The sequence below is a fragment of the Pseudolysinimonas sp. genome (assembly GCF_051954455.1).
Classification (GTDB): domain Bacteria; phylum Actinomycetota; class Actinomycetes; order Actinomycetales; family Microbacteriaceae; genus Pseudolysinimonas.
In genome coordinates this window covers 40,124-64,541 of record NZ_JBQCHS010000025.1, presented here as the reverse complement: position 1 = coordinate 64,541, position 24,418 = coordinate 40,124, and the positions used below count along the sequence as shown (strand labels likewise).

At 73.3% G+C, this 24,418-nt stretch carries 28 protein-coding genes; 16 read left to right on the top strand and 12 right to left on the bottom strand.

Annotated elements, in window-relative coordinates; translation table 11 throughout:
• Positions 1 to 45 precede the first annotated feature (45 nt).
• On the top strand, positions 46 to 1,503 hold the full coding sequence (gene purF / locus ACTHM3_RS11890) for an amidophosphoribosyltransferase (RefSeq protein WP_440406316.1): 1,458 nt from the start codon (positions 46 to 48) through the stop codon (positions 1,501 to 1,503).
• Here the strand turns inward: purF and ACTHM3_RS11885 are convergent.
• The 3 genes from ACTHM3_RS11885 to ACTHM3_RS11875 are packed head-to-tail and all read right to left on the bottom strand — an operon-like array spanning position 1,500 to position 2,786.
• Positions 1,500 to 2,075 (bottom strand): dihydrofolate reductase family protein, encoded by a 576-nt coding sequence (locus tag ACTHM3_RS11885; protein ID WP_440406315.1) that lies wholly within the window; start codon positions 2,073 to 2,075, stop codon positions 1,500 to 1,502. The two genes, purF and ACTHM3_RS11885, sit on opposite strands and share 4 nt — an antisense overlap.
• Positions 2,076 to 2,103: 28 nt before the next feature.
• Complete coding sequence (locus ACTHM3_RS11880) at positions 2,104 to 2,424, bottom strand: potassium transporter Trk (protein WP_440406314.1); 321 nt, start codon at positions 2,422 to 2,424, stop codon at positions 2,104 to 2,106.
• Complete coding sequence (locus ACTHM3_RS11875) at positions 2,421 to 2,786, bottom strand: sterol carrier family protein (RefSeq protein WP_440406313.1); 366 nt, start codon at positions 2,784 to 2,786, stop codon at positions 2,421 to 2,423. Before ACTHM3_RS11875 ends, ACTHM3_RS11880 begins: the two co-directional genes overlap by 4 nt.
• Positions 2,787 to 2,954: 168 nt before the next feature.
• On the opposite strand from ACTHM3_RS11875, the gene purD reads away from it, so the two are divergent.
• From purD to ACTHM3_RS11855, 4 genes are read left to right on the top strand one after another with little or no spacing between them, the layout of a single operon-like run.
• Positions 2,955 to 4,235 carry a phosphoribosylamine--glycine ligase gene (purD, locus tag ACTHM3_RS11870; RefSeq protein WP_440406312.1) on the top strand — a complete coding sequence of 427 codons (1,281 nt, stop codon included), beginning with the start codon at positions 2,955 to 2,957 and terminating at the stop codon, positions 4,233 to 4,235.
• Positions 4,232 to 5,116 (top strand): phosphoribosylaminoimidazolesuccinocarboxamide synthase, encoded by an 885-nt coding sequence (locus tag ACTHM3_RS11865; protein WP_440406311.1) that lies wholly within the window; start codon positions 4,232 to 4,234, stop codon positions 5,114 to 5,116. Before purD ends, ACTHM3_RS11865 begins: the two co-directional genes overlap by 4 nt.
• Positions 5,117 to 5,121: 5 nt before the next feature.
• On the top strand, positions 5,122 to 5,577 hold the full coding sequence (locus ACTHM3_RS11860; RefSeq protein WP_440406310.1) for a GNAT family N-acetyltransferase: 456 nt from the start codon (positions 5,122 to 5,124) through the stop codon (positions 5,575 to 5,577).
• Positions 5,574 to 6,221, top strand: coding sequence for a GDSL-type esterase/lipase family protein (locus ACTHM3_RS11855; RefSeq protein ID WP_440406309.1), 648 nt, complete (start codon positions 5,574 to 5,576; stop codon positions 6,219 to 6,221). Before ACTHM3_RS11860 ends, ACTHM3_RS11855 begins: the two co-directional genes overlap by 4 nt.
• Here the strand turns inward: ACTHM3_RS11855 and ACTHM3_RS11850 are convergent.
• Positions 6,218 to 7,216, bottom strand: a complete 999-nt coding sequence (locus ACTHM3_RS11850; protein WP_440406308.1) for an NAD-dependent epimerase/dehydratase family protein — start codon at positions 7,214 to 7,216, stop codon at positions 6,218 to 6,220. The two genes, ACTHM3_RS11855 and ACTHM3_RS11850, sit on opposite strands and share 4 nt — an antisense overlap.
• Positions 7,217 to 7,259: 43 nt before the next feature.
• Between ACTHM3_RS11850 and ACTHM3_RS11845 the strand changes: the two genes are divergently transcribed.
• Genes ACTHM3_RS11845 through purQ form a run of 3 tightly spaced genes read left to right on the top strand, consistent with a single transcriptional unit; the run spans position 7,260 to position 8,816 of the window.
• Complete coding sequence (locus tag ACTHM3_RS11845) at positions 7,260 to 7,838, top strand: nucleoside/nucleotide kinase family protein (protein WP_440406307.1); 579 nt, start codon at positions 7,260 to 7,262, stop codon at positions 7,836 to 7,838.
• Between the two features lie 4 nt (positions 7,839 to 7,842).
• Positions 7,843 to 8,115 (top strand): phosphoribosylformylglycinamidine synthase subunit PurS, encoded by a 273-nt coding sequence (locus ACTHM3_RS11840; RefSeq protein WP_440406306.1) that lies wholly within the window; start codon positions 7,843 to 7,845, stop codon positions 8,113 to 8,115.
• On the top strand, positions 8,112 to 8,816 hold the full coding sequence (purQ, locus tag ACTHM3_RS11835; protein WP_440406305.1) for a phosphoribosylformylglycinamidine synthase subunit PurQ: 705 nt from the start codon (positions 8,112 to 8,114) through the stop codon (positions 8,814 to 8,816). The genes ACTHM3_RS11840 and purQ overlap by 4 nt, the downstream gene beginning before the upstream one ends.
• A 126-nt stretch (positions 8,817 to 8,942) precedes the next feature.
• Here purQ and ACTHM3_RS11830 read toward each other — a convergent pair whose 3' ends face one another.
• Entirely contained in the window at positions 8,943 to 10,136 is a 1,194-nt protein-coding gene (locus ACTHM3_RS11830; protein WP_440406304.1) for a mechanosensitive ion channel family protein, read from the bottom strand.
• Positions 10,137 to 10,224: 88 nt separating this feature from the next.
• Here ACTHM3_RS11830 and ACTHM3_RS11825 point away from each other — a divergent pair, with 88 nt between their 5' ends.
• The 3 genes from ACTHM3_RS11825 to purL are packed head-to-tail and all read left to right on the top strand — an operon-like array spanning position 10,225 to position 14,023.
• On the top strand, positions 10,225 to 10,623 hold the full coding sequence (locus ACTHM3_RS11825; RefSeq protein WP_440406303.1) for a GntR family transcriptional regulator: 399 nt from the start codon (positions 10,225 to 10,227) through the stop codon (positions 10,621 to 10,623).
• Positions 10,620 to 11,729 (top strand): DUF5808 domain-containing protein, encoded by a 1,110-nt coding sequence (locus tag ACTHM3_RS11820; protein WP_440406302.1) that lies wholly within the window; start codon positions 10,620 to 10,622, stop codon positions 11,727 to 11,729. The genes ACTHM3_RS11825 and ACTHM3_RS11820 overlap by 4 nt, the downstream gene beginning before the upstream one ends.
• An 11-nt stretch (positions 11,730 to 11,740) precedes the next feature.
• Positions 11,741 to 14,023: a phosphoribosylformylglycinamidine synthase subunit PurL gene (purL, locus tag ACTHM3_RS11815; protein WP_440406301.1), complete on the top strand. Its 2,283-nt coding sequence runs from the start codon at positions 11,741 to 11,743 to the stop codon at positions 14,021 to 14,023.
• Between the two features lie 19 nt (positions 14,024 to 14,042).
• Here the strand turns inward: purL and ACTHM3_RS11810 are convergent, their stop codons facing one another.
• From ACTHM3_RS11810 to ACTHM3_RS11795, 4 genes are read right to left on the bottom strand one after another with little or no spacing between them, the layout of a single operon-like run.
• The gene (locus ACTHM3_RS11810) at positions 14,043 to 14,903 is read right to left on the bottom strand and encodes an SDR family NAD(P)-dependent oxidoreductase (RefSeq protein WP_440406300.1); all 861 of its coding nucleotides are present in this window, start codon (positions 14,901 to 14,903) and stop codon (positions 14,043 to 14,045) included.
• Positions 14,900 to 15,211 (bottom strand): chorismate mutase, encoded by a 312-nt coding sequence (locus tag ACTHM3_RS11805; RefSeq protein WP_440406299.1) that lies wholly within the window; start codon positions 15,209 to 15,211, stop codon positions 14,900 to 14,902. Before ACTHM3_RS11805 ends, ACTHM3_RS11810 begins: the two co-directional genes overlap by 4 nt.
• Positions 15,208 to 15,846 (bottom strand): GNAT family N-acetyltransferase, encoded by a 639-nt coding sequence (locus tag ACTHM3_RS11800; RefSeq protein WP_440406298.1) that lies wholly within the window; start codon positions 15,844 to 15,846, stop codon positions 15,208 to 15,210. Before ACTHM3_RS11800 ends, ACTHM3_RS11805 begins: the two co-directional genes overlap by 4 nt.
• Positions 15,847 to 15,866: 20 nt before the next feature.
• The gene (locus ACTHM3_RS11795; RefSeq protein WP_440406297.1) at positions 15,867 to 17,153 is read right to left on the bottom strand and encodes an adenylosuccinate synthase; all 1,287 of its coding nucleotides are present in this window, start codon (positions 17,151 to 17,153) and stop codon (positions 15,867 to 15,869) included.
• A 231-nt stretch (positions 17,154 to 17,384) separates the two neighbouring features.
• Between ACTHM3_RS11795 and ACTHM3_RS11790 the strand changes: the two genes are divergently transcribed.
• Genes ACTHM3_RS11790 through ACTHM3_RS11780 form a run of 3 tightly spaced genes read left to right on the top strand, consistent with a single transcriptional unit; the run spans position 17,385 to position 20,424 of the window.
• The gene (locus ACTHM3_RS11790) at positions 17,385 to 17,993 is read left to right on the top strand and encodes a TetR/AcrR family transcriptional regulator (protein ID WP_440406296.1); all 609 of its coding nucleotides are present in this window, start codon (positions 17,385 to 17,387) and stop codon (positions 17,991 to 17,993) included.
• A complete protein-coding gene (locus ACTHM3_RS11785; protein ID WP_440406295.1) occupies positions 17,990 to 18,598 on the top strand; it encodes a hypothetical protein in 609 nt (202 codons plus the stop codon). The genes ACTHM3_RS11790 and ACTHM3_RS11785 overlap by 4 nt, the downstream gene beginning before the upstream one ends.
• Positions 18,595 to 20,424, top strand: a complete 1,830-nt coding sequence (locus ACTHM3_RS11780) for a YhgE/Pip family protein (protein ID WP_440406294.1) — start codon at positions 18,595 to 18,597, stop codon at positions 20,422 to 20,424. The genes ACTHM3_RS11785 and ACTHM3_RS11780 overlap by 4 nt, the downstream gene beginning before the upstream one ends.
• A 17-nt stretch (positions 20,425 to 20,441) precedes the next feature.
• Here the strand turns inward: ACTHM3_RS11780 and ACTHM3_RS11775 are convergent, their stop codons facing one another.
• Positions 20,442 to 21,065, bottom strand: coding sequence for a TrmH family RNA methyltransferase (locus ACTHM3_RS11775; RefSeq protein ID WP_440406293.1), 624 nt, complete (start codon positions 21,063 to 21,065; stop codon positions 20,442 to 20,444).
• Positions 21,066 to 21,082: 17 nt separating this feature from the next.
• On the opposite strand from ACTHM3_RS11775, the gene ACTHM3_RS11770 reads away from it, so the two are divergent.
• Both ACTHM3_RS11770 and ACTHM3_RS11765 read left to right on the top strand, forming a co-directional pair.
• The gene (locus tag ACTHM3_RS11770; RefSeq protein WP_440406292.1) at positions 21,083 to 21,958 is read left to right on the top strand and encodes a DNA-methyltransferase; all 876 of its coding nucleotides are present in this window, start codon (positions 21,083 to 21,085) and stop codon (positions 21,956 to 21,958) included.
• Between the two features lie 142 nt (positions 21,959 to 22,100).
• A complete protein-coding gene (locus ACTHM3_RS11765; RefSeq protein WP_440406291.1) occupies positions 22,101 to 22,922 on the top strand; it encodes an HAD-IIA family hydrolase in 822 nt (273 codons plus the stop codon).
• Between the two features lie 5 nt (positions 22,923 to 22,927).
• Here the strand turns inward: ACTHM3_RS11765 and ACTHM3_RS11760 are convergent, their stop codons facing one another.
• Together ACTHM3_RS11760 and pyrE are read right to left on the bottom strand one after the other, a co-directional pair.
• The gene (locus ACTHM3_RS11760) at positions 22,928 to 23,857 is read right to left on the bottom strand and encodes a hypothetical protein (protein ID WP_440406290.1); all 930 of its coding nucleotides are present in this window, start codon (positions 23,855 to 23,857) and stop codon (positions 22,928 to 22,930) included.
• Positions 23,854 to 24,408 carry an orotate phosphoribosyltransferase gene (pyrE, locus tag ACTHM3_RS11755; protein ID WP_440406289.1) on the bottom strand — a complete coding sequence of 185 codons (555 nt, stop codon included), beginning with the start codon at positions 24,406 to 24,408 and terminating at the stop codon, positions 23,854 to 23,856. The genes ACTHM3_RS11760 and pyrE overlap by 4 nt, the downstream gene beginning before the upstream one ends.
• Positions 24,409 to 24,418 lie beyond the last annotated feature (10 nt).

Here is a 24,418-nt window from a genome sequence, read left to right as displayed (position 1 = left end):
TCGGGTGCACCCCGTTCCCCTCTGAAACACGGAGTCCTCCCGCAAATGTGCGGCATCGTCGGCATCGTCTCCGCGAATCCGGTCAACCAGCAGATCTACGACGCGCTGGGCCTGCTCCAGCACCGCGGCCAGGACTCCACCGGCATCGCGACGGCGGACGGCAACGTCATCCACATGCACAAGGCCAAGGGCCAGGTGCGCGAGGCGTACCGCACGCGCGACATGCGGAGCCTCCTCGGCACGATGGGCCTCGGGCACGTCCGGTACGCGACCCGCGGCGACGCCGCGAAGGAGCAGGAGGCGCAGCCCTTCTACGTCAACGCGCCCTACGGCATCGTGCTCGTGCACAACGGCAACCTCACGAACACGCGCGAGCTCACCGACGAGCTCTTCCGCATCGACCGGCGCCACCTCAACACGAGCTCCGACACGGAGCTGCTCGTCAACGTGCTCGCGAACGAGCTGCAGGCGCAGGCGCGCGGGCTCGACCTCGACCCCGACCAGGTGTTCGACGCGATCAGCACGCTGCACGAGCGCGTCGAGGGATCGTACGCGGCCATCGCGCTCATCGCGGGGCACGGGCTCCTCGCGTTCCGCGACCCGTTCGGCATCCGGCCGCTCATCCTCGGCAGGCGCGAGACCGGGCTGGTCGGCGCGGAGTGGGTGGTCGCGAGCGAGTCGCTGGTGCTGGAGCACGGCGGCTACGAGGTGGTCCGCGACATCGCCCCCGGCGAGGCCGTGTTCGTGACCCCGAGCGGGGAGCTGCACGCGCGCCAGTGCGCCGCGAATCCGCGTCTCATCCCGTGCTCCTTCGAGTACGTCTACCTCGCCCGCCCCGACTCCGTCATGAACGGGATCTCGGTGTACGACGCGCGTCTGCGGCTCGGCGACCGGCTCGCCGACACGATCGCGCGGGAGGTGCCGGGCGGCGAGATCGACGTCGTGATGCCGATCCCGGACTCCTCGCGCCCGGCCGCGATGCAGGTCGCGCGGAAGCTCGGCATCGAATACCGCGAGGGCTTCTACAAGAACCGCTACGTCGGGCGGACGTTCATCATGCCCGGGCAGGAGGAGCGCAAGCGGAGCGTCAAGCAGAAGCTCAACGCGATGAGCTCCGAGTTCCAGGGCAAGAACGTGCTCATCGTCGACGACTCGATCGTGCGCGGCACCACCTCGCGCGAGATCGTCGACATGGCGCGCCTCGCCGGCGCGAACTCGGTCACCTTCACCTCGGCGGCGCCGCCCGTGCGCTTCCCGCACGTGTACGGCATCAACATGCCCACCCGCCACGAGCTCGTCGCGGCCGGGCGCAGCATCCCCGACATCGCGCGCGAGCTCGGGGCCGACCACCTCGTGTACCAGGAGGTCGCCGACATGGAGTCCGCGATCCTCGAGGGGTCGGGTATCGGCGCGCTCGAGATGAGCTGCTTCACGGGCGACTACGTCACGGGCACCGTGACCCCCGAGTACCTCGAGTGGGTCGAGCGCAACCAGCTCAGCTAGCCGCCCGCGGAGCCGGTGCCGGGTCGCACCCGGAACACCACGCGCGCGAACTGGCCGATCGCCTCGGCCGAGACGAGCTCCAACCGGTCGGAGTCGAGGCGGCGCGGGAGGAGCGGCGCGCCGCCGGTCAGCGCGACCGGGGCGATCGAGAGAGCGATCTTGTCGAGCGCCCCCGCGTCGAGGAACTGCCCGGCGAGGTCGCCGCCGCCCACCACCCAGATGTCGCCGTCGCCTGCCGCCGCGCGCAGCTCCGGCAGCACCGCCGCCACGGGACCGGAGCGGAACCGGATGTCGGCGCCCGCGGGCGTCGGCAGCTCGCGGCTCGTGAACACGAAGGTCGGCCGATCGCCGTGGAACCCCGCCCACCGCTCCGGATGCGCCATGATGTCGGACTCGGCCAGCACCCACTCGTACGTCGTCGACCCCTCGACGAGCACCGTGGCGCCGCTCGGCAGCAGCCCCTCCGCCGGCTCGTCGCCGCCCGGGACGGCGAAGAGCCACGCGAGCGAGTTCTGCTCGTCGGCGATCCAGCCGTCGAGCGACGTCGCGGTGTCGAAGACGATCCGGGTCACGCGGGCAGGCTACGGGGGGCCGGCGACACTAGCCCCGGTCGTCGTCCGCGGGATCGGACTCGTCGCCCTCCACCATCGCCCGCTCCACGGACACGAGGCGGGCGCGGCGCCGCGACACCTGGTCGATGACGATCGCGACGAGGGCGCCGACGAGGATGCCGAGCGGGATGCACCAGAGGCACAGGTAGCCGAACGTCGCACCGAAGCCGACCTTCGGATCCAGCTGGCCGACGGCCGTCAGCACGAGCGCCGCGATGACGCCGAGCACCGCCCCGAGGACGAGGAACACCGGGAGCCGGGGCGCGCGGCGCAGGTGCGCCTGCGTGGTCTCGGTGGTCGGCTCGTTCACGCCTCCCAGGCTAGGGGAAGCACCTCCGAGAGGTCCGCGCGCGAGCCGGAGGCCGCGATCCGGTCGGCCGCCGTCGCGTCGACCCACGCGAGCGCGCCGGTGGCGAGGGCGACCCAGGTGACCGGGTCGGTCTCGATCACGTTGGGGGGCGTGCCGCGGGTGTGGCGCGGGCCGGGGATTGCCTGCGCGGCGCCGTAGGGCGGCACGCGCACCTCCACCGTGTGGCCCTCGTGCGCGCTGGCGAGCTCCTCGAGGAGGAAGCGGGTCGCGGTCGCGAGCGCGGTCGCGTCCTCGGGGTCGGCCTGCGTCGCGCGCACCGCGGCCCGCCCCGTCTCGACCTCGATCCGCCTGCGCACCGCCACCCCCCGATCCTCCCACCCCTCTCCCGCTCCTCCCCATTGCGAAGAAGCCCTGTCGGCGCCGTGGCGCACAGGGCTTCTGTGCAAAGCGGCGATGCAGAAGGTGGGTCGATCACGCCGACCGCGGAGCCCGTGGTCGGGGCGGCGCGCGGCCGCCGGTAGCCTGAAACGGTGAAGATCCTCGTCCTCGGCTCCGGCGCCCGGGAGCACGCGATCGTCACCGCTCTGCAGGCGGAGGACGCCGGCCACGAGATCGTCGCGGCCCCCGGCAACGCCGGCATCGCCCGTCAGGTCGAGACCGTGCGGCTCGACGCGAGCAACGGCAGGCTCGTCGCCGGCTATGCGGCCGACAACGGCGTCGAGCTCGTCGTGGTCGGACCGGAGGCGCCGCTCGTCGCGGGCGTCGCCGACGCGGTCCGGGCCCGCGGGATCCCGGTCTTCGGGCCGGGCAAGGCGGCCGCCGCGCTCGAGGGCTCGAAGGCCTTCGCGAAGCGGATCATGGACGACGCGGGCGTCCCCACCGGCCGCGCGATCACGGCCTCCACCCGTGACGAGGTCGCCGCCGCGCTCGACGAGCTCGGCGCCCCCCACGTCGTCAAGGCCGACGGGCTCGCCGCCGGCAAGGGTGTGCTCGTCACCGGGGACCGCGAGGCCGCGCTCGCCCACGCCGACCACTACCTGCAGCAGGGCCCGGTGCTCGTCGAGGAGTACCTGTCCGGCCCCGAGGTCTCCCTCTTCTTCCTCGCCGACGGCCACGACGTCGTGCCGCTCAGCCCGGCCCAGGACTTCAAGCGGCTCCGCGACGGCGACGAGGGCCCGAACACCGGCGGGATGGGCGCCTACTCGCCGCTCCCCTGGGTCGCCGATCGATGGGGGTCGGAGGCGTCCTTCACCGACGAGGTGCTCGATACGATCGCGCTGCCGACCGTGCGCGCGCTCGAGGCCGCGGGGGCGCCGTTCATCGGACTCCTCTACTGCGGACTCGTGCTGACGCCGAGCGGCGTGAAGGTCATCGAGTTCAACGTGCGCTTCGGCGACCCGGAGACCCAGGTCGTGCTCCCGCGCCTGCGCACCGCGCTCTCGCAGCTGCTTCTCGCCGCCGCGACCGGCGGACTCGGTCGCCTGCCGTACCCGACCTTCTCCGACGAGGCTGCGGTCGTCGTCGTCCTCGCGAGCGAGGGCTACCCGGAGGCCGCGGAGACCGGGCGCCCGATCACCGGTCTCGACGCCGCCGCCGCGATCCCCGGCGTGACCATCGCCCACGCCGCGACGGCCGAGCTCGACGGCGGCCTCGTCGCGACCGGGGGCCGCGTGCTCGGGGTCGTCGGCACCGGAGCCGACCTGACCGCCGCCCGCGACGCCGCCTACGCCGGGATCCGCGCGATCCGCCTCGAGGGCGCCCAGTACCGCACCGACATCGCCCGCGCCGCAGCCGAGGGGGCCGCCCGATGACCGACTCCCGTCTCACCGCCCTGGGCTGGACGCACCGCTACTCCGGCAAGGTCCGCGACCTGTACACGTCGGAGGCCGTGCCCGGCCGCATCCTCGTGGTCGCCTCCGACCGGGTCAGCGCCTTCGACCACGTGCTCGAACCGGGGATCCCGGGTAAGGGCGCCATGCTCACCCAGCTGAGCCTGTGGTGGTTCTCGCGCCTCGGGATGCGCAACCACCTCGCCGCCGCGCATCCGTCGCTCGGCGAGCACCTGCCTCCGGGCATCGCGGAGCGCGCCATGCTCGTGCACGAGCTCGAGATGTACCCGGTGGAGGCCGTGGTGCGCGGCTATCTCGTCGGGTCGGGTTGGGCCGAGTACCGCGCGACGCAGAGCGTCTGCGGCATCGCACTCCCGGCGGGACTCGGCGAGGGCGACCGGCTGCCGGAGCCCATCTTCACCCCCGCCTTCAAGGCCCCGATGGGCGAGCACGACGAGAACATCACGTTCGAGCGCATGGTCGATCTGGTCGGCGCGGAGGCCGCGGCGAGCATCCGCGACACCTCGCTCGAGGCGTTCGACGCGGCGAGCGCCATCGCCGCGCGGCACGGGCTCATCCTCGCCGACACCAAGTTCGAATTCGGCCGCGATCCGGTGAGCGGAGAGCTGACGCTGGCCGACGAGGTGCTCACGAGCGACTCGTCACGGTACTGGGACGCCGAGACGTATGCCGCGGGCGGCATCCACCGGCTCGACAGTTTCGACAAGCAGATCGTGCGCGACTGGCTCGCCGCCAACTGGGACCGCTCCGGTGAGCCGCCGGAGCTCCCCGCCGAGATCGTCGAGCGCACGGCCGCCCGCTACCGCGAGCTGCTCGAGCGCCTCGAGGACGACGAGGACTGACCGCGATGGCGATCGAGGTCGCCGCGGTGCCGTGGGGCGACCCCGACGGGTCGGCCCTGCGCGACGCCCAGCGCGTCGAGCTCGACACCCGCTACGGCGCCGACACCGAGCCGGGTCCCAAGCCGAGCGCCGACGACATCGCGCTGTTCCTGGTGGCCCGGCTCGACGGCGAGGCCGTCGGCTGCGGCGCGCTTCGGTCGATCGACGCCGAGCACGGGGAGATCAAGCGCATGTACGTCGCGCCGCCCGCCCGCGGCGCCGGCGTCTCGCGGGCCGTGCTGGCGGCGCTGGAGGCGGCGGCGCGCGAGCGCGGCTGGACCCGGCTGGTGCTGGAGACCGGCACGCTGCAGCCGGACGCGATCCGGTTCTACACGCGCGAGGGCTACGAGCCGATCGAGCGGTTCGGCCACTACGCCGAATCGGCGACCTCGCTCTGCTTCGGCAAGGCGCTGTCGGCGTGAGCCGCCTCCCGGTCTACCTCCTCGCGCCGATCGTGCTGCCGCAGTCAGTCGCACTCCGGCGGCGCACCCCGGAGCTCGACGACCCGCCCGGCGAGCGAACGGGCGGCGCCGGCGATCGGCTCGTGCGCGTCATCGGCGACTCGACGGCCGTCGGGATGGGAGTCGACTCCCTCGACGCGGCGCTGCCCGCGCGTCTGGCGGCGCGCCTCGGGGCGCGGTGGAGCGTCGCGGGCCGGAGCGGCTGGACGGCGCCGGAGGTGGTGCGCGACTTCGTCGCCGACGCGAGGGAGCCGGCCGAGGTGCTCGTGCTCCTCGTCGGCTGGAACGACGCGATGCAGCTGCGGTCGCCGCGCGCGTTCGAGGAGGCCCTCGACGCCCTCGTGGTCGGGGCGCACGCCGAGCGGGTCGTGGTGGTGGGCCCGCCGCGTTTCGACCGCTACCCGGTGCTGCCGGAGCCGCTGCGCTTCGCCCTGGGCGCGGTCGCGCGCGAGCTCGCTCGCCGCGCGGCGCGGGTCGCCTCCCGCCGCGGCGCGCTCCTCGTCCGCGGGTTCGACGGCGCGCAGGTCGCGCGCGACGGGTTCCACCCCGACGCCGCCGGGTACGACGCGATGGCCGAGACGATCGCGCACGCCCTGCGCGACTAGCTCCTGCGCGACCGGCCGGCGAACCGCAGCGGCGGGATCCCCTCGCCCAGCTCTCCGTCGCTCCGCAACCGCTCGACGGCCTCGGCGACCGTCGCGAGCGAGCTGTGGTCCGGCGCGTAGCCGAGCAGCCGGCGCCCCTTCTCGATGCTCATCACGTGGCTGCGCGAGAGGTGCGCGAGAGCCGCCTCTCGGTGCTCCTCGGGCAGGGACTCCGCGAAGTCGTCCCACGTCGTGAATCGCAGCTCCGCCTCCCGACCGAACCACCCCGCCGCCTCCTCCGCGAAGCCGTGCGCGGTGAGCGCCTGGGGCGACACGGCGTGGAAGGCCTCCGAGTCCGCGGCCTCCGGCTGCTCGATGCAGAGCCGGATGAGCTGCGCGACGTCCTCGGCGTGCACGTGGTGCAGGGTCTCGAGCCCGAATCCGGGAAGCAGCACCTCGCCGCCGGTGGCGAGCCGACGCCACACGTCGGGGTCGAGCGTGCCCTGCGGGCCGATGACGCGCCATCCCGGACCGGAGATGTGTCCGGGATGCACGATCGCGACCGGCAGCCCGCCCTCGGCCCGCGACTGAGCGAGCAGCATCCGCTCGATCGCCGCCTTCCGCACGCCGTAGTCGCCCCACGGCCGCTTCGGCGCGTCCTCGGTGGCCGGGACCTCGGTGAGCGTGCCGTGGGTCCAGATCGTGCCGATGTGCACGAGCTGCCGCGCCCGGCCGCGGAGTGCGTCGACGAGCTGCCGCGCGGAGTCCTCGGTGAAGCAGATCATGTCGACGACCACGTCGGCGCCGAGAGCGGCGATGCGGGTTCCGAAGGTGCCGGCGGCATCCTCGGCCGTTCGGTCGGCGACCACGCGCTCCACCCGTTCCCACCCCGGATCGTCGCGGTACGGCGTCGCCTCCCCGCGGCTCACGGCGACGACGTCGTGCCCCCGCTCCACGAGCTGCGGGATCAGGTAGCCGCCGACATGGCCGGTCGCTCCGATGACGACGATGCGCATGCCTCGACCCTACGAGCGGCGGGGCACTAGATTCATCTGCGCCATGGAGCCATCGCGCACGCTCATCGGGATCGCCGGCGCCCCCGGGGTGGGCAAGTCGACCTTCGCCCAGCAGTTCGCGCAGCAGCTCCTGCGCGATCGGGTGCCGACGGTCGTCGTCGGCATGGACGGATTCCACCTCCCCCAGGCGGAACTCGTCCGGCTCGGACGCCGCGACCGGATGGGCGCGCCGGACACCTTCGACCTCGCGGGGTTCCTCTCGGCGCTGCGGGTGCTCCGCGACGCACGGCTCCCCGCGGTCCTCCCCGTCTTCGACCGCCACCTGGAGGAGGCGCGACCGCGCGCGCTCAAGGTCGGCCCCGAGATCCGCACCGTCGTCGTCAAGGGCAACTACCTGCTTCACGACCGCGACGGGTGGGAGGAGGTGGCGCCGCTCCTCGACAGCGTGCTGTTCCTCGAGGCGCCCGAGGAGGCCCGCGTCGAGCGCCTCATCCGGCGGCACGTGGAGTTCGGCAAGTCGGAGGAGGAGGCGCGGGCCTGGGCGCTCGGCCCCGACCAGCGGAACGCCGAGCTCATCGCCCCCGGTCGCGAGCGGGCGTCGATGGTGATCGCCGTAGACTGACGGCATGCCGGTGATCGTGGTCGAGGTCATGCCCAAGCCCGAGCTTCTCGACCCCGCCGGCAAGGCCGTCGCGGGCACGCTCGCGAAGCGCGGCGACGGGGAGTTCACCGCGGTGCGCATCGGCAAGCGGTTCGAGCTGACGGTCGACGAGGTCACCGACGCGGTGCTCGCCAAAGCGCAGAAGCTGGCCGACGAGCTCCTCTCCAACGCCGTCATCGAGGACGTCGTGCGCCTGTATGTGGCCGACGCTGCTGTCGCGGAGGCCGCCACCGCATGAGCACCCGGATCGGTGTCGTCACCTTCCCCGGCTCGCTCGACGACCGTGACGCGCAGCGTGCGGTGCGGCTCGCGGGCGGCACGCCGGTACCGCTCTGGCACGGCGACCACGACCTCCAGGGCGTCGACGCGGTCGTGCTCCCGGGCGGCTTCAGCTACGGCGACTACCTGCGCTGTGGGGCGATCGCGGCGCAGGCGCCGATCATGCACGAGATCGTGGATGCGGCGAACGCCGGGCTGCCCGTCCTCGGCATCTGCAACGGATTCCAGATCCTGGTGGAGGCGCACCTCCTGCCCGGCGGACTGATCCGCAATGAGGCGGGCGCGTTCGTGTGCCGCGACCAGCGGCTGCGCGTCGAGAACGCGACGACCGCCTGGACGAACGGCTTCGCGGCGGGCGACGAGATCACGGTCCCGCTGAAGAACGGCGAGGGCGGCTTCATCGCCGACGCGGACACGCTCGCCCGGCTCGAGGGCGAGGGCCTCGTCGCGTTCCGCTACCTCGACGTGAACCCCAACGGCTCCCTCCACGACATCGCCGGTCTCACGAACGAGCGCGGCAACGTGGTCGGTCTCATGCCGCACCCGGAGCACGCGACGGAGCCCGGCTTCGGCCCCGACACCCGCGACGCGATGCGCTCCGGCGTCGACGGACTGACCTTCTTCCGCTCGGTCATCGAGCGCACCCTCGCCGCCGCCTGACCCGCGCCGCCGCGTCCCCACGCACCCCACCGGTGCGATTTGTCGCACCGGCCAAGAAACGTCCGGGTGACCGTGCGATTAGTCGCACCGCCAGGGAGGGTCAGGGCAAACCCGACCGGCCGGTCGCTACTCCCCGCCCCGCTGCGCGGCGTCCGGCCGGACGACCGGCAGCGTGTTGGTGAAGGTGTGCGCCCGGTGCTCGGCCGCATCGCTCCCGCTGAAGACGCCCTCGGGCTCCTCCTCGTCCTCTGCCGGCCGGCGGGCCGCGGGGCGCGTCTCCGCGTCGATCTCCACGCGGTGGGTCGGCAGCGCCTCGGGCGCCTCGCGCTGCAGCCACTCGATGAGCCGCTCCCGCACGAGCGCGCGCAGGTCGAACAGCGCGGCGGCGTCGCGCGCGGTGACGAGCACACGGACGTGCACGTAGCCGCCGATCGCGTCGGTGACCTGGAGCACCTTGGTGCGGCCGTCCCACAGCGACGCGTTGTCGAGGATCCGGTCGAGCTCCTCGCGCATCCGTCCGGTCGGCACGCGCCAGTCGAGGTCGAACTCGACGGCACCGAGGAGTTCGCTCGAGGTGCGCGTCCAGTTCTCGAACGGGTTTTGGGTGAAGTAGGTGCACGGCAGGACGAGGCGGCGGTCGTCCCAGATGTGGACGACGACGTACGAGAGCGTGATCTCCTCGATCCGCCCCCACTGCTGCTCGACGACCACGACGTCGTCGACCCGGATGGCGCCCGAGAACGCCAGCTGCATCCCGGCGAACAGGTTCGACAGCGTGGACTGGGCCGCGAGGCCGGCGACGACCGAGATGACGCCCGCCGAGGCGAGGACGCTCGTGCCGACCGCCTGCACGCCGGGGAAGGTGAGCAGCACGGCACCGATCGCGATGACGAAGAGGATCACGTAGATGAGCCGCCGGACGACCGCGAGCTGCGTGCGCACCCGGCGCGCGATGCGGTTGTCGGGCACGTCGATCCGGTAGCGCCCCATCGCCAGCCCGATCACGAAGCCGAGGATCGCGCCGAGCAGCCACGCGCCGACCACGATCGCGACGATGAGGACCGCGTGGTCGCGGAGCCGCGCGCTCGCGGCGTCGCCCGGCCAGGTCAGCTCGAGGGCCGCGGCCACGAGGGCGACCACGAGCGCCATGCGGAACGGCCAGCGCACGTGGCGCATCGGGTCGCCCTGCCAGCGCCGCCGACGACCGACGGCGCGCACGACGAGGGTGACGACGCCGGCGACGACGAGCGCCAGCACGAGCGCCGCAGCGACCGCGATCGCGAGCGCCGGCCAGGAGTGCTGCACGAGCGAGAAGGACATCGACTCCACCTCCGGGTCCCACGGTAGCGAGGTCCTGGACGGCCACCTGCCCGATCTGTACTATGACTACCAATACAGATTGGCATCCATGCAGATCGACGTCGACCCCCGTTCGGAGGTCCCGCTCTACCAGCAGCTGCGCGACCGCATCGTCGAGTCGATCGCCGACGGCTCGCTGCCGGAGGGGACCGCGCTCGCCTCCGTGCGCCAGGTCGCCGGCGCCTTCGGCATCAACCTCGCGACCGTGGCGAAGGGGTACGACCTGCTGCGGCAGGAGGGTTTCGTGCGCACCAATCGACGCTCGGGCTCGGTCGTCGCCCGCGATGCCTCCTCCGGGCCGCCACCCGCCGGCTTCGCCGCCCACTGGGAGCCGCGGCTACGCACTCTCGTCGCCGAGGCAGTCGCCCAGGGGATGGACGACGACGCCGTGTCCGCGGCCGTCGCCTCCCAGCTCCGCACCCTTCGCTCCGGAAAGGACCCCCGATGACCGCCTTCGTGCTGGTGTTCTCGCTCGTCTACGTCGCCCTCATCGCGGGGCTCCTGATCGCGATGCCGTCGATCGCTCCGCGCGGCCTGCCGCTCGGCGTCGCGGTACCGGAGGCGCACCTCGACGACCCGGCGGTCGCGACCGCGCTCCGCCGTTACCGCCGGGGCGAGGTCATCGTGACGGGCATCGCCGTGGTCGTTTCGATCTTCCTGGCGTTCACGGTTCCGATCGCCGGAGCCATCGCGCCGATGCTCGTGCTCATCGTGCTCAGCCTCGTGGTCTACGTCGTGACCCGACGCGGCATCCGGCAGGCCAAGGCGGCGGGCGACTGGTACGCCGACGTGCCCGTGCGGCTGACCGCCGAGGTCACGGCGCCCGCGCACCACCGACCGCCGATCGTGTGGCCCGTGCTCGCGGCCGTGCTGCTCGTCGTAGCGGCCGGCATCGGCGTCGCCGCCTACCCGCACCTTCCCGACCCGTACCCGACCCACCGCGCACTCGACGGGCATGTGACGGCGACCGCGCCCAAGACGGTGCTCGTCGTGTTCCTGCCCCTGATCATCGGCGCCCTGGTCTCGGGCCTCATGGCCCTGTTCTCGACGATCGCGGCGCGGGCGGCGCTGCGTGCGACCCCGGGCGACGACCCCACGCATGCCCTCGTCCTCGCCGCGGCCCGGCGCGGCATCCTCGCCTCCCTCATGTCGGAGCTCTCGGCGGTCATCGCGTTCGGACTCTCGCTCATCGCGGTGCTCGACTGGCTCGGGCCCGTCACGGGTGTCCTGGCCCGGCTCGGACTCATCGTGCTGGTCGTGCTCCTGGCGACGACCCTCATCGCGGCGGCGGTCCGGGTCCGGCGGGTCACCCGGTCGGGTGCGGAGCATCCCCGCGCCACGGGCCGCGCCGAGGCCCCCGACGACGACGCGCGCTGGAAGGCGGGAGTCATCTACGTCGACCGCGACGACCCCGCGCTCTTCGTGCCGAAACGGTTCGGACTGGGATGGACGATCAACTTCGGCCACCCCGCCGGCAAGGCGCTCGCGGTCCTCACGATCCTGATCGTCCTGGCCGTGGTCCTGACGCCGATGATCGGTCTGCTGCACCGATAAACTCACCGGTGATGACGACCCCGCCGATCGACTCCGTCGCCGTGGCCGCCGCCACCCCCGAGAAGGAGCAGCCGTTCGCGGCCCTCGGACTGCGCGAGGACGAGTACCTCCGCATCCGATCCCTGCTCGGCCGTCGGCCGACGAGCGGCGAACTCGCGATGTATTCCGTGATGTGGAGCGAGCACTGCTCCTACAAGAGCTCCAAGGTGCATCTGCGCAAATTCGGCGACAAGGTCTCCGACGAGATGCGCAAGAACCTCATGGTGGGCATGGGCGAGAACGCCGGCGTGGTGGACATCGGCGAGGGCTGGGCGGTCACCTTCAAGATCGAGAGCCACAACCACCCGTCGTACGTGGAGCCGTTCCAGGGCGCCGCGACCGGGGTCGGCGGCATCGTGCGCGACATCATCTCGATGGGAGCCCGCCCCGTCGCCGTCATGGACGCCCTGCGCTTCGGCGCGGTCGACCACCCCGACACCCACCGCGTGCTGCCGGGGGTCGTCGGCGGCATCAGCTTCTACGGCAACTGCCTCGGGCTCCCGAACATCGGGGGCGAGACCTGGTTCGACCCGGTGTACCAGGCCAACCCGCTCGTCAACGCGCTCGCGGTCGGGGTGCTGCGCCACGAGGACCTGCACCTGGCCAACGCGCGCGGCGCCGGCAACAAGGTGGTGCTCTTCGGCGCCCGGACCGGCGGCGACGGGATCGGCGGCGCGTCGATCCTCGCCTCCGACACCTTCTCCGAGGGCGGCCCCACCAAGCGCCCGAGCGTGCAGGTCGGCGACCCGTTCGCCGAGAAGGTGCTCATCGAGTGCTGCCTCGAGCTCTTCGCGGGCGACCTGGTCGAGGGCATCCAGGACCTCGGCGCTGCGGGCATCTCGTGCGCGACCTCCGAGCTCGCCAGCAACGGCGACGGCGGCATGAGCGTGGAGCTCGACAAGGTGCTGCTGCGCGATCCCTCGCTCACGGCGGAGGAGATCCTCATGTCGGAGAGCCAGGAGCGCATGATGGCGATCGTGCGCCCCGAGAAGCTCGAGGGTTTCCTCGCCGTGACGTCGAAGTGGGATGTCGAGACGAGCGTGCTCGGCGAGGTCACGGAGTCGGGTCGGCTCGTCATCACGTGGCGCGGCGAGACCATCGTCGACGTCGACCCGCGCACGGTCGCGATCGACGGGCCGGTCTACGAGCGCCCGATGGTGCACCCGACCTGGCTCGACGCGCTGAACGCCGACACCGCGGAGCGCCTCGATCGCGACGGCGACCTGCGCGCCCAGCTGCTCGCGCTCGTCGGCAGCGCGAACCTAGCCGACAAGAGCGTCATCACGAGCCAGTACGACAAGTACGTGCTGGGCAACACCGCCCTGAGCTACCCCGACGACGCGGGGATGATCCGGGTCGACGAGACCTCGGGCCTCGGCGTCGCCCTCGCGACGGACGCCAACGGGCGCTACTCCTACCTCGACCCGTACGCGGGCGCGCAGCTCGCGCTCGCGGAGGCGTACCGCAACGTCGCGACGTCCGGCGCGGTGCCGGCCGCGGTCTCCGACTGCCTCAACTTCGGCAGCCCCGAGAACCCCGAGGTCATGTGGCAGTTCGCGCAGAGCGTCGAGGGGCTCGCGGATGCCTGCCTCGAGCTCGGCGTGCCGGTCACCGGCGGCAATGTGAGCTTCTACAACCAGACCGGCGACGTGCCGATCCACCCCACCCCGGTCATCGCGGTGATGGGCACGATCGACGACGTCGGCCGGCGCATCCCCTCCGGTTGGCAGGACGCGGGCGACAACCTGTACCTGCTCGGCACGACGGCGCTCGAGCTCGACGGCTCGGCGTGGGCGGGTGTGATCCACGGCCACCTCGGCGGCCGACCCCCGGCCGTCGACCTTCCGCGCGAGCGCGAGCTGGCGGCGCTCCTCGCCGCCGCCGCGCACGAGGGGCTGCTGAACGGCGCCCACGACCTTGCCGACGGCGGCCTCGCCGCGGCGCTCGTCGACGCGTGCCGGCGCTTCGGGGTCGGCGCGCGCGTCTGGCTCGACGAGGTCATGGCCCGCGACGGGATCGACGCCGCGACCGCCCTCTTCAGCGAGACGGGCGGCCGCGTGGTCGTCGCGGTCCCGCGCGAGGAGGACGTCAAGTTCACGCGCCTGTGCGAGGGACGCGGCTATCCGGTGGCGCGCATCGGCGTGACGGACGACGGCGCGGGTTCGGAGCCGGCGCTCGAGATCCAGGGGATGTTCTCGGTGGGGCTCGACGAGCTCCGCGCGACGTCGGCGGCGGCGCTCGCGTCGTTCGCGTGACCGCCGCCGGAACTCAGGCTCAGCCCAGGTCGTAGGTCACGCCGGTCGCGGCCTCGGCCTGCCGCCAGACCTCGGCGCCCGCCTCGGCGGCCGCGCTCGCGGCGACGGGCTTCGCCTGCTGCGGCGGGCCGGTCAGTCCGAAGCGCGGTCCCCAGAAGGTGCCGTTGCCGGCCGCCGGGTCGAGGGCGGCGCGCACGACGGGCCAGGCCCCGCGCTCCTTCGTCTGCACCACGAGCGGGAACGACCTCTGGTCGAGCGCGAAGCCGGGATGCGCGACGAGCGACCGCTGCACCCGCCCCGCCGCCTCGAAGCGGCGCGCGAGCTCGAAGGCGAGCGCGTGGACCGCGTGCTTCGACAGTCCGTAGGCGCGGAAGGCCCGATACCGCCGCCGCGACTGCAGGTCGTCGGTGTCGAGCGGCACGAGGCGGGTGGCGAAGCTGCCGAGGCCGACCACCCGACCCCCCGGCGCGAGCGCGGGCAGCACGAGGCCGGTGAGCGCGAACGGGCCGAACGCGTTGGTGCCGACGATCAGCTCCAGGCCGTCCTGCGTCTCCTGACGCTCGGAGACGGTGTCGGTGCGGCCCGCGTTGTTGACGAGGACGTCGATCGGGCCGAGCGCGCGGAGCTCGGCGGCGGCGGTGCGCACCGACTCCAGCGACGCGAGGTCGAGGCGGACGAACGCGAGCGACGCGCCCGGTGTCTCGGCGCGCACCGCCTCCATCGAGTCCTGCGCCGTCGACGGGGTGCGCGCGGCGACGACGACGCGCGCCCCGGCGCGCGCGAACTGCCGGACGGCCTGGAACCCGATGCCCGCATTGCCGCCCGTCACGACGACGGTGCGGCCGCTCTGGTCGGGCAACGCTGCGGGATCCCAGCTCACGCGGTCTCGATGCTCCCGGTGGCGGCGATCTGCTCGTGGTGGTGGATGACCTCGGCGACCACGAAGTTGAACCATTTCTCGGCGAAGGCCGGGTCGAGGTGCGCCTCCTCGGCGAGCGCACGGAGCCGCGCGATCTGCACCCGCTCGCGCTCCGGGTCGGCGGGCGGCAGGTCGTGGGCGGCCTTGAGGTGCCCGACCGCCTGCGTCGCCTTGAACCGCTCCGCCAGCATGTGGACGAGCGCCGCATCGATGTTGTCGATCGTGCGCCGGTAGGCCGCGAGCTGCGCCGCGACGTCCGGTTCGGTCATGCTCCGAGCCTAATCACGGAGTCCGCCGCGACGAACGCGGCGAGCCGCTCCTCCAGGCCCGCCCGGACCCCGGGCCACTCGTCGACGAGGATCGAGAAGACGGCGGAGTCGCGCCAGCTCCCGTCCGCGCGGCGCACGTCGCGGCGGGTGGTCCCCTCGAACCGCGCGCCGAGCTTGAGGATCGCGGCCCGCGACCGTGCGTTCCGCTCGTCGGCCTGGAGCTTGACCCGCCCGAAGCCGTGGTCGAACGCCTCGGACAGGAGCAGGAGCTTCGCCTCGGGGTTGACGGGGCCGCCCCACACCGCGGGGTGCCATCCGGTCCAGCCGATGTGGGCGTGCTCGCGCCGCTCGTCGAAGTCGGCGAGGCTCGAGGACCCGACCACGGCCCCGGCGTCCGGACCGGACCGGACGACGGCGACGTAGGTGTTGCCGGTCGTCGGCAGGGCCGCCGGGAACCGCTCCCGGAACGCCGGCTCGTCCGGCCACAGCCCCGCCGGGCCGCCGCCGTAGCCCCCGGCGAAGACCTCGGGGCGAGCGAGGGCGCGGTAGAGGCCCGGCAGATGCTCGGGCGTGAAGGGCTCGAGCCGGATGAACCGCCCGGCCAGCACGCGCGGCTCCGGAATGGTCGCGGTCACGCTGCGGTCCTCGTCGTCGCTCAGTCGAGCAGATCGTGCCGCACGACGATCGCCTCGCGGCCGGGTCCGACGCCGATCGCCGAGATGCGCGATCCGGACATCGCCTCGACCGCGAGGACGTAGTCGCGGGCGTTCTTCGGCAGGTCGTCGAACTCGCGGGCGCCCGTGATGTCCTCGGTCCAGCCCGGGAACTCCTCGTAGATGGGCGTCGCGTGGTGGAAGTCGGTCTGGTTGACCGGCACCTCGTCGTGGCGCACGCCGTCGACGTCGTAGGCGACGCACACCGGGATCCTCTCGAGCCCGGTGAGGACGTCGAGCTTCGTCATGACGAAGTCGGTCACGCCGTTGATGCGAGCGGCGTACCGCGCGATCGGGGCGTCGTACCAGCCGGTGCGCCGGGGACGGCCGGTCGTGGTGCCGAACTCGAACCCGGCGGACCGGAGGAACTCGCCGGATTCATCGAAGAGCTCGGTCGGGAAGGGGCCGGCGCCGACGCGGGTCGTGTACGCCTTGACGATCGCGATCACGCGGTCGAAGCGGTTGGGCGCGACGCCGGAGCCGGTCGCCGCTCCCCCGCTCGTCGCGTTGGACGACGTGACGAACGGGTACGTGCCGTGGTCGACGTCGAGCATGGTCGCCTGGCCGCCCTCGAAGAGCACGGTCCTGCCCTCGTCGAGCGCGCGGTTCAGCTCGAGCGAGGTGTCGGCGACGAGCGGACGCAGCCGCTCGACGTACTGCAGCAGGTCGTCGACGATCTCGTCGGCCGCGATCGCGCGGCGGTTGTAGATCTTCAGCAGCATCTGGTTCTTGACGTCGAGGGCCGCCTCGACCTTCTGCCGCAGGATGTTCTCGTCGAACAGGTCCTGGATCCGGATGCCGACGCGGTTGATCTTGTCGGCGTACGACGGCCCGATGCCGCGGCCGGTCGTGCCGATCTGCCGCTTGCCGAGGAAGCGCTCGGTCACCTTGTCGATCGTGCGGTGGTACTGCGTGATGACGTGCGCGTTCGCGCTCACCCGAAGGCGCGAGACGTCGATGCCGCGGGCGCTCAGCGCGGTGAGCTCGTCGAAGAGCACCTCGATGTCGACGACGACGCCGTTCGCGATGACGGGCGTGACGCCGGGGCTGAGGATGCCGGACGGCAGCAGGTGCAGCGCGTACTTCTCGTCGCCCACGACGACTGTGTGGCCGGCGTTGTTGCCGCCGTTGAACTTGACGACGTAGTCGACACGGCTGCCGAGCAGGTCGGTCGCCTTGCCCTTGCCTTCATCGCCCCACTGGGCGCCGACGAGAACGATCGCGGGCATGGGTACTCCCTTACTTCAGAACGAGGGATTGCACCCCAGCCTATCGGAGCCCTCCTCGGCCTTCCCCCTGCGCCCGACTCCGCCCAGTCGAAAGTTCAGGTTCAGACGGCGCGTTCTGCCCCATACCCGGCCGCGGGACGGCGTTCCTCCTGAACTCTCGACCGGGGGAGGAGGGGGCGGGGGTCGCCACAAAGTGCACATGAGTGTGCAAGATCGCGGTACACTCGTCGCATGCCCCGTCGCGATGCGCTCGAGAACCGGGCCGCCCTGCTCGCGGCCGCGCGGGTCGTGCTCAACCGCGACCTCGACGCGACGCTCGAGGCCATCGCCTCCGAGGCGGGCCTGACCCGGCGGAGCGTCTACGGCCACTTCGCCACCCGCGATGAGCTGCTCCGCGAGCTCGTGAGCACGGGAACCGCCCGCGTCGCCGGCGAGCTCGCGGCCGTCGCGCATCCCGATCCGCTCGTGCGCCTCGCGCTCGTCGCCGCCCGGATGTGGGCGGAGGTCGACGACGTGCGCGTCATGACGCTGTTCGCCGTGCGCGGCCCGTTCCAGGACCTCATCGCCCGTGAGCTGGAGCCGGTGCGGCGCCTGCTGCGCGAGGCGGTCGAGGAGGGCGCCGCCGCGGGCCGGATCCGCGCCGACATCCCCGCCGCGACGCTCGGGCGGCTCATCGAGGCCGCCGCGATCGCGGTGCTCGACGAGGCCAATCGCACCCGGCTGACGGCCGCGGCGGGGCGTCGGTACGTCATGCTCTCGGTCCTCTCGACCGCGGGCCTGTCGGCCGCCGACGCCGCGGCGCTCGTGGATGCCACGCCCGAACTGGAGACCACGCGATGACCCGCATCACCCTTGACGGCGCGGCCGTCGGCAGCGGGCCGGCGGCCGCGCTCCCGCCCGTCACCCTCGACGCCCGCCCCGGCGCGGTCACCGTCGTCGCCACCGAAGGCGGGCAGCGCCCGACCGTCCTCTCGCTCGTCGCGGCCGGCCGCATGGCGGTCGACGCGGGCACGGTCGACGCCGAGCGCGCGCGCATCGCGCTCATCGACACTCCGACCGTCGCGGAGCACTCCGACGACGTGCGGGTCGCGGCCGTCGTCCGCGAGGAGCTCGCCCTCGCCGGGCGGCACGGCACGGCCCGCGAACTGGACCGCCTCGGTCTCGTCGAGTGGGCGAAGCGCCCGTTCGGTGCGCTGCCGACGGTCGACCGCCTCCGGCTGCTCGTCGAGCTCGCGCTGCTCCGCCGCGGGGTCGACGCGCTCGTCGTGACCTCGCCCGAGCGCCACGGCGGCGACCCGGCGACCTGGTTCCGCTACCTCCGCGAGGTCGCAACCCGCGGCGTGACGGTGCTCGTCGTCACCGACCACGCCACGCGCGACGCGCTCCCCGACATCCCGGCGCCGGGTCCCGGCGCCCTGCCGCTCTTCGAAGGGCCCCTGAGATGACCGTGCTCACCCTCGTCCGCTCCGAGCTCGCCCGCCTGGTGGCGACGCCGCTCGCCCGCCTCGCCCTCGTCGCACTCATGCTCGTGCCCGTGCTCTACGGCGGGCTGTACCTCTGGGCGAACCGCGACCCGTACGCGGGCCTGGACCGCGTGCCGGCGGCGCTGGTCGTCGCCGACCACGGCACGGAGGCGCGGGACGTCGCCCGCGAGCTCCAGGACGGCAAGGCCTTCGACTGGCACCGGGTGTCGGCGGCGACCGCCGCGGCCGGGGTCGAGAGCGGGCGCTACGACTTCAGCATCACGCTGCCCGCCGGGTTCTCGGCCTCCCTCGACTCGCTCGACGGCGCGCACCCGGCCCCGGCGACGATCCGCCTCGTGACCAACGACACCAACGGCTACCTCTCCTCCACGATCGCCGAGCAGGCGACCGAGAAGGTGCGCGCGGCGATCGCGAAGAAGGTCGGGACGGAGGCCGCCGGCCGGTTCCTCGTGGCGCTCTCCGACATCCGCGGGCAGCTGCAGACGGCCGCGGACGGCGCGGGACGGCTGGCCGACGGCGCGACGCAGGCCGAGTCGGGCGCGCAGCAGCTCGCCGACGGCACGGGGTCGCTCGCCTCCGGTGCGGCCGCGCTGTCGAGCGGCGCCGGGACGCTCGCGGACGGGACCTCGCGCGTGGCCGCCGGGGCGTCGCAGGTCGCCGCCGGCACGCAGCAGCTCGCCGCGAAGGGCGACCAGGCCGCGGCGCTCGGCGACCAGCTCGCCGGGCAGGTGCCGACGCTCCGCGCGCAGCTCGCCCAGCAGCTCGCGGATCAGGGCCTCACGCCGACGCAGGTCGACACGATCCTCGCCGACCTCGACCCGCTGGCCGCGAAGGCGACCGCGGCGAACGGGCAGCTGCAGGCGCTCTCCGGTCAGGTCGACCAGCTCGCGGCGGGCGCCGCGCAGGTCTCGACCGGGGCGTCGCAGGCGGCGTCGGGCGCCTCGGCCCTCCGCTCCGGTGCGTCACAGGTCGCGAGCGGAGCCGCGCAGGCGCACGACGGCGCGACCCAGTTGTCGGGCGGCCTCGGCTCGCTAGCGGGCGGCGCGACGCAGCTGCGCGACGGGCTGAGCGACGGCGTCGGCAGGATCCCGGCGAGGACCGCCGCGCAGCGCAGCGCGCAGGCGACGGCGATCGGCGACCCGGCGGCGGTGCGGCAGCACGCCGACACGACCGCCGGCGGCTACGGCGCCGGTCTCGCCCCCTTCTTCGTGTCGCTCGCCGCGTGGATCGGCATTTACGCGCTCTTCCTCATCGTCAAGCCGATCTCGCGCCGCGGGCTCTCGGCCGTCGACCGGCCGGTGCGGATCACGCTCGCCGCCTGGCTCACGCCGGCCCTCCTCGGGATGCTGCAGATGGCGATGGTGTTCGCCGTGCTGACCCTCGGGCTCGGCTTCTCGATCGCGAACCCGGCGGGCACGTTCCTCATGATGGCGCTCGCCTCGGCGACGTTCTCGGCGATCATCCTCGCGCTCAACGTGTGGCTCAGCAGCGTGGGGCAGTTCCTCGGCCTCGTGCTCATGGTCGTGCAGCTCGTCACCGCGGGCGGCACGTTCCCGTGGCAGACGCTTCCGGGACCGCTGGCCGCGCTGCACCCGGTGCTGCCGATGAGCGCGGCGGTGGACGGGCTCCGGCGTCTCATGTACGGCGGCAGCACCCTCACCGCGCTCGGCGACGCGGGGGCGCTGGCGCTGTGGCTCGCCGGGGCACTCCTCGCGACGGGGATCGCGGCCGTGCGGATGACGCACCGCCGCACCCTGCGCGACCTGCGCCCGTCGCTGATCGGCTGACGCGCCGGTCGAGCCGCTCACTCCGCGGGGGCGTGCACCCGGACCCACTCGTGCATGACGATCGCCGCCGCGGCCGCCGCGTTGATCGAGCGGGTCGACCCGAACTGCCGGATCGACACGACCCGGTCCGCCGCGGCGAGCGCCTCCGGGGTGAGCCCCGGCCCCTCCTGCCCGAACAGCAGGATGCAGCGCTCCGGAAGCGGGGCCGCCGTGACGTCGACCGACCCCTCGACGTTGTCGACGGCGACGATCGGCACCCCGCCGCCCGCCTCCACGAGGTCGTCGATCGTCGGATGGTGCACGACGTGCTGGTAGCGGTCGGTCACCATGGCGCCCCGCCTGTTCCAGCGCCGCCGCCCGACGATGTGCACCGACTCCGCGAGGAACGCGTTCGCGGTCCGCACGATCGACCCGATGTTGAGGTCGTGCTGCCAGTTCTCGATCGCCACCGAGTAGGGATGCCGGCGGGCGTCGAGGTCGGCGACGATCCCCTCGACCGTCCAGTAGCGGTAGCGGTCGACGACGTTGCGGGCGTCGCCGTGCTCGAGGAGCTCCGGGTCGTACCGCGGGTCGTCGGGCCACGCAGCGCGGCCGCCCGGCCACGGGCCGACGCCGACGGGTGCGCGGGGGTCGTCGTCCATCCTGTTAATCTCGCGGCATGCGGTGGGATGTCGAGGAGTGGCTCGCCGCCGACCGCCCGGACACGATCGTCCACGGCGACAACCTCGCGCTCACCACGACCCTGCCGGACGGCGTCGCCCGCCTCGTGTACCTCGACCCTCCGTTCAACACGGGGCGCACCCAGCGGCACCAGCCGATGCGGGTGGTGCGCGACGCGGAGGGGCCGCGGGTCGGATTCCAGGGCCGCAGCTACGCCGCCGTGCGCGGTGAGCTCTCCCGCTACGACGACCGCTTCGACGACTACTGGGCGTTCCTGCACCCCCGGCTCGAGGAGGCGTGGCGGCTGCTCGACGAGCGCGGCACCCTCTACCTGCACCTCGACTACCGCGAGGCGCACTACGCGAAGGTCGCGCTCGACGCGCTGTTCGGCCGCGACTGCTTCCTCAACGAGCTCATCTGGGCTTACGACTACGGGGCGAAGTCGACCAGGCGCTGGCCCGCGAAGCACGACACGATCCTCGTCTACGTGAAGGAGCCCGCCTCCTACTACTTCGACTCGACGACGGTCGACCGGGAGCCCTACATGGCGCCCGGCCTCGTGACGCCCGAGAAGGCGGCGCGCGGCAAGCTGCCGACCGACGTCTGGTGGCACACGATCGTCGGCACGAACGCCGCCGAGCGCACCGGCTACGCGACGCAGAAGCCGGTCGGGATCCTGCGCCGCATCGTGCAGGCGTCGAGCGCGCCGGGCGACCTCGTCGTCGACCTCTTCGCCGGGTCGGGCACGACGGGCGCGGCCGCGGCGGCGCTCGAGCGCCGCTTCCTCCTTGCCGACGCGAGCGCCGACGCGGTCGCCGTGATGCACGCGCGCCTCCCCGACGCCCGCCGCGTCTCCCTCCCGTCGCTGCCGTGACCCCTCCCGCCCCTCTCTCCCCCGAACTCGCCCCCTCCCGGCACCTCCCGGTCTGTAGCCGGAGACGACCCGTGGGATCCCGCATCCACCCGCCGTTTCCGGCCTCAGAACACGCGGGCCGGCACTCGTTACGCTGAAGTGCATGACGAGCCACGCGCAGACGGGCGCCGACCGTCGCGGCGAGATCGAATGCTGGCTGACCGACATGGACGGCGTGCTCGTGCACGAGAACACGGCGCTGCCGGGCGCGCAGGAGCTCGTCCAGCAGTGGACCGACGCCCGCACGCCGTTCCTCGTGCTCACCAACAACTCGATCTTCACGCCGCGCGACCTCGCGGCGCGGCTGCGCGCATCCGGCCTCGACGTGCCGGAGGAGGCCATCTACACGAGCGCGCTGGCGACCGCCGACTTCCTCGCGAAGCAGGCCCCCGGCGGTACGGCGTTCGTGATCGGCGAGTCCGGGCTCACCACCGCGCTCTACGAGGCCGGCTTCACCACGACCGAGACCGACCCCGACTTCGTGGTGGTCGGCGAGACGCGCAACTACTCCTTCGAGGCGATCACGAAGGCGATCCGTCTCATCGACCGGGGCGCGCGCTTCATCGCCACCAACCCGGATGCGACCGGCCCGAGCGCTGACGGCGCGCTGCCCGCGACGGGGGCGATCGCCGCGCTCATCACGAAGGCGACCGGCAAGGACCCGTACGTCGTGGGCAAGCCGAATCCCATGATGTTCCGCTCGGCGATGAACAAGATCGGCGCGCACAGCGAGAACACCGCCATGATCGGCGACCGCATGGACACCGACGTCGTCGCGGGGATCGAGGCCGGGCTCCACACGATCCTCGTGCTGACCGGGATCAGCGACCGCGCCGAGATCGAGCGCTACCCGTTCCGGCCCGACGAGATCCTCGCCGGTGTGCACGAGCTCGTCGACGCGGAGCCGCGCGAGGTGGAGATCTAGCCGCCCTACGGCGCCGGGGTCGCGTCGTGGGCGACCGCGACGCTGCCGGTCAGCGGCTCGCCCGAGGAGCGGGTGACGAAGCAGTAGTACCAGTGGTCGCCGGCATCCCACTGCGCCGCCGTCGCGGGGTAGCTCGCCTGGATCTGGGCGTCGGTGTAGCGCGCGGCGGCGGCCAGGTCGATCACGCCCGGGGCCGAGCAGAGCACCGACATCCGCGACTGCAGCTCCGCCTGGCCCGGGTAGCCGGGGGTCGCGGGATCGGGGAACCGGCCGCGCGCGACGAGTTGCGCCGGGTGCGGGGCCGCGCAGTCGACCACGCGATAGCTGAGCGCCCACGGGCCCGGCCACGCGCCGAGGCACTCCCCGCCGAGCAGCTGGTCCCAGCGGTGGGTCCCGACGGCGACGGGGCCGGGCGGCAGCACGGTCGGCACGGGGGTCGGCGTCGGCGTCCGAGCGGTGCGGCTCGCCGAGGGCTCAGCGTCCGCGGCCGCGCCGAGCCGGGTGCCGACGAAGAAGAGGCCGACGAGCGCCGCGGCGGCGAGCAGGCCGCCCGTCACCGCGAGGAGGGTGCGCTGCAGCGGGGTGAGATGGTGCTCGGTCGGCGCCGGTCGCGCCGATGCGGGCGGCCGGGGCGCGGGAGCGGCCGGACGAGGAGGCGGCCCGGTCGGCGCCTCGTAGTCGTGGAACCGGTCATCGCCGAAGAGGGTGTCGATGCCCGAGGTCGGCTCGCGCGGCGGGGGCGGCTCGGCGATCAGCCGGTTGGCCGCCGTCGAGGACACGAGGTCGATGGGATTCGACGGCGGGGTGGTGCGCGCGAAGGCACCGGTGGTAGGGCGCGCGACGTCGACGGGCTCCGTCGGATCGCCCAGATCGAGGGCCTCGGTGGGCGCCGGCTCGTCCTCCTCGGCCGCGTCGGGGTCGCGGCCCTCGGTCACTGCGGTTCCAGCCCCAGGTCGGCGAGTCCGATCGCCGCGCGGTACGGGTACCCGGCCGCCTCGATGACGTCCTTCGCGCCCGTGGCCCGGTCGACGACCACCGCGACGCCGACGACGGTCGCGCCCGCGCGCTCCAGCGCCTCGGCCGCCTTGAGCGGCGAGCCGCCCGTGGTCGAGGTGTCCTCGAGCACCACGACGCGCTTGCCGGCGACGTCCGGCCCCTCGACCTGCTTGCCGCGCCCGTGGTCCTTCGGCTCCTTGCGCACGACGAACGCGTCGTAGTCGCGGCCGAGCGCGGCGGCCTGGTGCAGGACCGCGGAGGCGATCGGATCGGCGCCCATGGTGAGCCCGCCGACGGCGTCGACGTCCGGGAACTCGGCCAGCAGCTCCGTCATGACCCGGCCGATGAGGGGCGCCACCCGGTGGTCGAGCGAGACCTTGCGGAGGTCGATGTAGTAGGTCGCCTTCTTGCCGCTCGTGAGCGTGAAGTCGCCGTGGAACACGGCCTCCCGGGCGATGTGGTCGATGAGCTGCGCGCGGTCGTCGGTCACACGCCTACGG